The organism is Pandoraea nosoerga (assembly GCF_902459585.1).
In the GTDB taxonomy this organism is placed as follows: domain Bacteria; phylum Pseudomonadota; class Gammaproteobacteria; order Burkholderiales; family Burkholderiaceae; genus Pandoraea; species Pandoraea nosoerga.
Map to the genome: position 1 here is coordinate 1 of NZ_CABPSC010000030.1, position 5338 is coordinate 5338.

Below are 5338 nucleotides of genomic sequence, written 5' to 3' on the forward strand. Positions count from 1 at the left end.
GGCGCCGTGGGCGGCGCCACCGGCGGCTCGACGGGCGGCAGCGGCGGCCCGCTCGCGCCGGTGACCGGCCTGCTCGGCGGCCTGCTCGGCGGCGTGAAGAAGTAATCGTCGGCACCGGCGCGCGCCGCGTGTATCGCGCCCGGCGCGCGCGGCCCCGGTTTCTCAGATGGAAGTGACAGCGTCATCCGGACGGTCCGCCGCCGGCAAACATTCAGAACGATCAAGGGAGAGGAACATCATGTCGAACGCACTTCAACGCACCCTTCTGGCCTCGGCCGCCATCGGTCTCATCGCCCTCACCGGCTGCTCCAGCGGCGGCGGCGGCAGCGGTGCGAGTTCGGCCGGCACCACCGGCACCCCGAATGCGGTCGGCACGACCGCAGCCAATGCGGGCGGGGTGGTGAGCTCCGCCGGCAACATCGTGAGCGCCCTCGGCGACCAGGTCTCGAGCACGCAGTTGCCGCTGGTGTCGACGCAAGCCTCGCAAGGCTTCGGCGGCGCGCTGTCGAACACCGGCAAGGCGGTCACCGACCTCGGCAACGGCGTGAGCGCGGGCCTCGGCAAGACCGGCACGTCGGCCGACACGGTCGGCATCACCCTCGCGAGCACCGGCAACGTCGTCACGGACCTCGGTCAGGCCGGCGTGTCGCTCGGCAGCGGCGTGGCCGGCATCGGCAAGAGCGGCCCGCTCGCGGGCACACCGGTCGATACGCTCACGAGTGCACTCGGCAACGTCGTCGGTACGGTCGGCCAGGGCGGCATCGCCGGCGGCGCGATTCTCAAGCAGGCGTTCTCGGGCGGCCCGGTCACGCAGGTGACGTCAACGCTCTCGGCCGCGATCAATCCGGTCACCAACGTCGTGTCCGACACCACGCGCACCATCGGCAACACCACGGGCCTGGGCGGCCCGGTGCAGAACCTGCTGACCACGCTCGGCAATACGGTCGGCACGGTCGGCGGCACGATCAAGGGCACCTCGTCGAACGGTGTCGTGACCGCGCTGGGCAACACCGTGATCGCCACCGGCAACACGGTCTCCGGCCTCGGCACGCTGCTCAATGGCTCCACGTCGACCGGCTCGGCGAATCCGTTCGGCTCGCTGCTGGGCAACCTCGGCGCGACGACGGCCGGCGGCGGCAGCGCAAGCCCGCTCGCCCCGGTGACCGGTCTGCTGGGTGGCCTGGGCGGACTGGGCGGCCTGGGCGGATCGTCCGGGGCCAGTAGCGGCAATCCGCTCGGCGCCGTGACCGGCCTGCTCTCGGGCGCGACCGGCGGCTCCTCCGGCAGCGGTAATCCGCTGGCACCGGTCACCGGCCTGCTCGCCGGCGTCACGGGCGCCGCAGGTGGCAGCGCCGGCGCCACGGGCGGCCTCACCGGCCTGCTTGCGCCGGTGACGAACCTGCTCGGCAGCGTGGCCCACGTCGGCAAGTAATTCACCATCGTCGCGAGCGCGCTGGCGCGCTCCGGCACCGCGCATGTGACGAGCTTCATCGATAAGGAGATGCCATGGCCCGCTTCATTTCCGACACCAGCGTTCTGACGCGCGGTCATGGCGAATCCGCCCCGCCCACCTCCGAACCCGTGGCGATGCGCGAGACCGGCGACGGTTTCACGGCGCGTCACGCACACCACACGTTCGGCACCGATGCGAGTGCCGCTTCCGGGGCGACGTCCGGCGCCTCCCCGCTCAACGCAACACACGGCACCATGAGCGACCGACATACGAACCGTAATGATCTCGTCGCCGGCATCGTCCGCTCGCTCGGACGCCGGCTCGCCGTGTATACCGCGCTCTATCACGCCGCGCTCGCCGAACAGCTCGGCCTGAACGTGACGGATCTGAACGCGCTCGATCTGATTCTCGAGCTCGAATCGATCACCGCGGGACAGCTCGCCGAACTCATGGGCGTGAGCTCGGGCGGCATCACCACGGTTATCGATCGCCTCGAGCGCGCGGGCTTCGTCGAGCGCGAGAAGAACCCGCACGACCGCCGCATGGTGATGATCCATCCCATCGCGCAGCGGTGCGCGCAAATCGAACAATTCCTGTCGTCGGTCTCGCGCGAGCTCACGGCGGTGAGCGCCGCCTACGATCACAGCGAGCTCGCTGCCATTCATGATTTTCTGGTGCAGAGCATTCGCACGCTCAAGAGCGAAACGTTCCGCCTGCGCTTCGAAGCCGACCAGGACATCGCGGGGCTGGTATCGGGCAGCCGGCACTCGCCGGCCAAGCCGTGAGACGGCCCGCACCACCCGCCGCGCCGAGGAGAAACGTCATGTCGAAAATTCTGCGTCCCGCGTTGCTCGCGGCCCTGGTCGTCGGCGTCGTCGGTGTCACCGGCTGCTCCAGCTCGGGTGGCGGCAGCGGCGCCACGCCGAACAATCCGAACAACCCGAATGGTCCGAACAACCCCAACGATCCGAACAACCCGAACAATCCGACGAATCCAACGAGCAGCAACGGCGTCATCAGCTCGGTCGGCTCGGTAGTGAGCGCCGTGGGCAACCAGGTCGCGGGCACCACGATTCCCGGCGTGTCGCCGCAGGCGACGCAGGGCTTCGGCGGCGCGCTCGTGCAAACCGGCAATGCCGTGACCGATCTGGGCACCGGCGTGAGCAACGGTCTCGGGCAACTCGGCAAATCGGGCGCCGACCCTGTCGGCACCACGCTCGCGAGCACCGGCGGCGTGGTGGCCGATCTTGGCAACGCGGGCGTGTCGCTCGGCAGCGGCATCGCGGGCATCGGCAAGAGCGGGCCGCTCGCGGGCACCCCCGTCGACACGCTCGCCGGAACGCTCGGCGGGGTCGTCTCCACGGTCGGTCAAACGGGCGTGAAAGGCGGCGCCATGCTCACGCAAACGCTCACCAGCGCGCCGATCGTGCAAGCGACCACGGCGCTCTCCTCGGCCATCTCACCGATCACGAATACCGTCGTCAGCACCACGCAGACCATCGGCAACACGACCGGCCTCGGCGGCCCCGTAGCGGGCCTGCTCGGCACGCTGGGCGGCGCATTGAACGCGACGGGCGCGCAGGTGAAGGCGGCCGCACCGAACGCGGTGGTCGCGAGCCTCGGCAACCCGATCATGGCGCTGGGCAACACCGTCGCCAGCGTCGGTGGCCTGCTCAACGGCACCACCAACGGCACGAGCGCCAATGCATTGGGCGCGGTGCTCGCCAGTCTCGGCAACACGCCGATCACATCGACCTCGGCCGGTACGACGCATCCGTTGGGCTCGCTTACCGGGCTGCTGGGTGGCCTGGGCGGTCTGGGGGGCACGGCCGGGTCGTCCGGCAGTGGCAACCCGCTGGGCGCCGTCACGGGATTGCTGGGCGGCACTTCGGGCAGCAGCGGTAGCAGCGGCAGTGCGGGCAATCCGCTCGCGCCCGTGGCGTCGCTGCTGAGCGCCGTCACGGCGCCGCTCGCCCCGGTGGCGGGCACCACGTCGGCAAGTGCAGGCGGCGGCCTGCTGGCGCCCGTCACCAGCTTGCTGGGCGGCCTGGGCAAGTGAGCGGGTAAGCGCGCGAGCAGCGCGCATTGCCTGCCGGACAGAACGAACCGATAAATCGCGAGAGGGGGGCGTCCTCGAGTCAAAGCTCGACGGACGACGGCAAGCCCGGACAGTGAAGCGACACTGCCCAGGCTTTGTCGTTTGATGGACGGCGATGCAGGCATCGCGTCGACGCGCCGGCGTCAACGTGTGTGCGCAAATGGCGTCGCGCCGCGCCACGAGCGGCGTTGGAGCGTCCTCAAAAAAACAAAAGACCCGGGCGTCTGCGCCGCGGGTCTTCTGACCGAGAATGGGGTGAAGCCGAGAATGGGGCGAAGAATGGGATGGAGTGCGCACCGCGCGGCGGCGCACGTCGGGCGCCGCCGGCGGTACTGAGCGTGCGGACGGTGGCAGCCGACGATGCGATCGCGTGCCTTATTGCTCGCGAATCCAGGTCTGCGTGCGACCGATCAGCGAAATGCCGATGTAGCCGCGCACGTCGAGCTTCTTGCCGCCGTCGGTGAGCGTCATCTTGCAGTTGTACTCGGTGCCGTTTTCCGGATCGAGAATCTTGCCGCCCGCGTACTGATCGCCTTCCTTCTTGATGCCGCGAATGATCTGCATGCCCAGCATCTTCTGATCCTTGCGCTCATCCTTGCACGCGGTGCAGATGCGGCCCGGGTCGTCGTTTTCGCCGAGTCCCTTGGTGATCGTGCCGACGTATTCGCCGTTGCGCTCCGTAATGGTGACGAGCGCCTTGGGCTTGCCCGTCTTGTCGTCGATCGTCTTCCACACACCGACCGGCGAGGTCTCGTCGGCCGCGAACGCCGCCTTGGCAACGCCGCCCAACAACGCTACTGCGACGAGCGCTTGCGCACCCAGACGTCGCCACGACGTCGAATTCGAAATCGCCTTCATGATGTCATCCTCCCGGATACGGAATTGATTTGTCGTAGGACTCACGTACCGGCCGCGCCTGCGCCGCCATTCGCGCGAGTCGCTTTGAAGATTACGTCAAAGGCGTCACAACGTGCAGAGGAAGTCCTCTACTCCAAGGCCGCCGCATCAAGGGCGAAACGGTGTCACGGTTCGCGCAGCCAGACCTGCGTGCGGCCCAGCAGCGAAATGCCGAAATAGCCTCGAACCTCGAGCTTTCGCCCGCCGTCGATCACCTTCACCTTGACGCTGTATTCGCTGCCGCTGTCGGGATCGAGAATCTTGCCGCCGGTGTATTCGTCGCCGTCCTTGCGCAGCCCGCGAATGATCTGCAGGCCCTGCAGCTTCATGCCCTTGCGCCAGTCGGTGCACTCGGTGCAGCGGCGCTCCAGACCGTCGGGGCGGCCCAGGCTTTTCGATAGCGCGCCAACGTACTCGCCGTCTTTTTCAGTGATGGTGATGAGCGCTTTCGGGTCGCCCGTCTCGTCGACGATTCGCCATACGCCCACCGGCGAGATCAGGTCGGCGGCCACGGCCGCGCATGCGCTGGCACACAGGATTGCCGCCGCGCCAAGGCGCCGCCACGGCGCGGCATTGAACATCGGTTTCACAGTGACCTTCGTTAGCGGTTCGAGGGAACGGCGAGCGATTACAACGGCGGCAACGCGATTGCCGTCAGACGCCATTGCACGAGATTACGACGCGTGAGCGTAAACGTCACGACACGCTCGGGACGATTGCTGCGCGACACATGCACGAGGAAATGATTGAAGTCCTCGAACTCGGTGCGTGTGATCGTGCGCGCGGATGCTTCGGTCGGCGCCGCGGCATCGCTGCCGCCCGGCGGCGCGGACGTGGCCGCGTGGGACGCAGGCGCAGGCGGCGCCGATGGCGCGGACGGCGCCTGTTGC

General features: G+C 68.4%; 5 protein-coding genes and 1 pseudogene. 3 read left to right on the forward strand and 3 right to left on the reverse strand.

From position 1 onward, the window contains the following. Nucleotides 1-238: 238 nt before the first annotated feature. From PNO31109_RS21660 to PNO31109_RS21670, 3 genes are all read left to right on the forward strand, one after another. On the forward strand, nucleotides 239-1432 hold the full coding sequence (locus tag PNO31109_RS21660; protein WP_150557500.1) for a collagen-like triple helix repeat-containing protein: 1194 nt from the start codon (nucleotides 239-241) through the stop codon (nucleotides 1430-1432). Between the two features lie 74 nt (nucleotides 1433-1506). Next, on the forward strand, nucleotides 1507-2238 hold the full coding sequence (locus tag PNO31109_RS21665; protein ID WP_150557501.1) for a MarR family winged helix-turn-helix transcriptional regulator: 732 nt from the start codon (nucleotides 1507-1509) through the stop codon (nucleotides 2236-2238). A 38-nt stretch (nucleotides 2239-2276) separates the two neighbouring features. Next, a complete protein-coding gene (locus PNO31109_RS21670; RefSeq protein ID WP_150557502.1) occupies nucleotides 2277-3512 on the forward strand; it encodes a collagen-like triple helix repeat-containing protein in 1236 nt (411 codons plus the stop codon). A gap of 414 nt (nucleotides 3513-3926) precedes the next feature. On the opposite strand, the gene PNO31109_RS21675 is transcribed toward PNO31109_RS21670, so the two are convergent. The 3 genes and pseudogenes from PNO31109_RS21675 to PNO31109_RS22025 all read right to left on the reverse strand — a co-directional run. Further along, nucleotides 3927-4409, reverse strand: coding sequence for a DUF2147 domain-containing protein (locus tag PNO31109_RS21675; protein ID WP_150557503.1), 483 nt, complete (start codon nucleotides 4407-4409; stop codon nucleotides 3927-3929). A 164-nt stretch (nucleotides 4410-4573) separates the two neighbouring features. Then, entirely contained in the window at nucleotides 4574-5029 is a 456-nt protein-coding gene (locus PNO31109_RS21680; RefSeq protein ID WP_150557504.1) for a DUF2147 domain-containing protein, read from the reverse strand. A gap of 47 nt (nucleotides 5030-5076) precedes the next feature. Next, nucleotides 5077-5338 (reverse strand): annotated as a pseudogene (locus PNO31109_RS22025) (hypothetical protein); the annotation flags it as partial.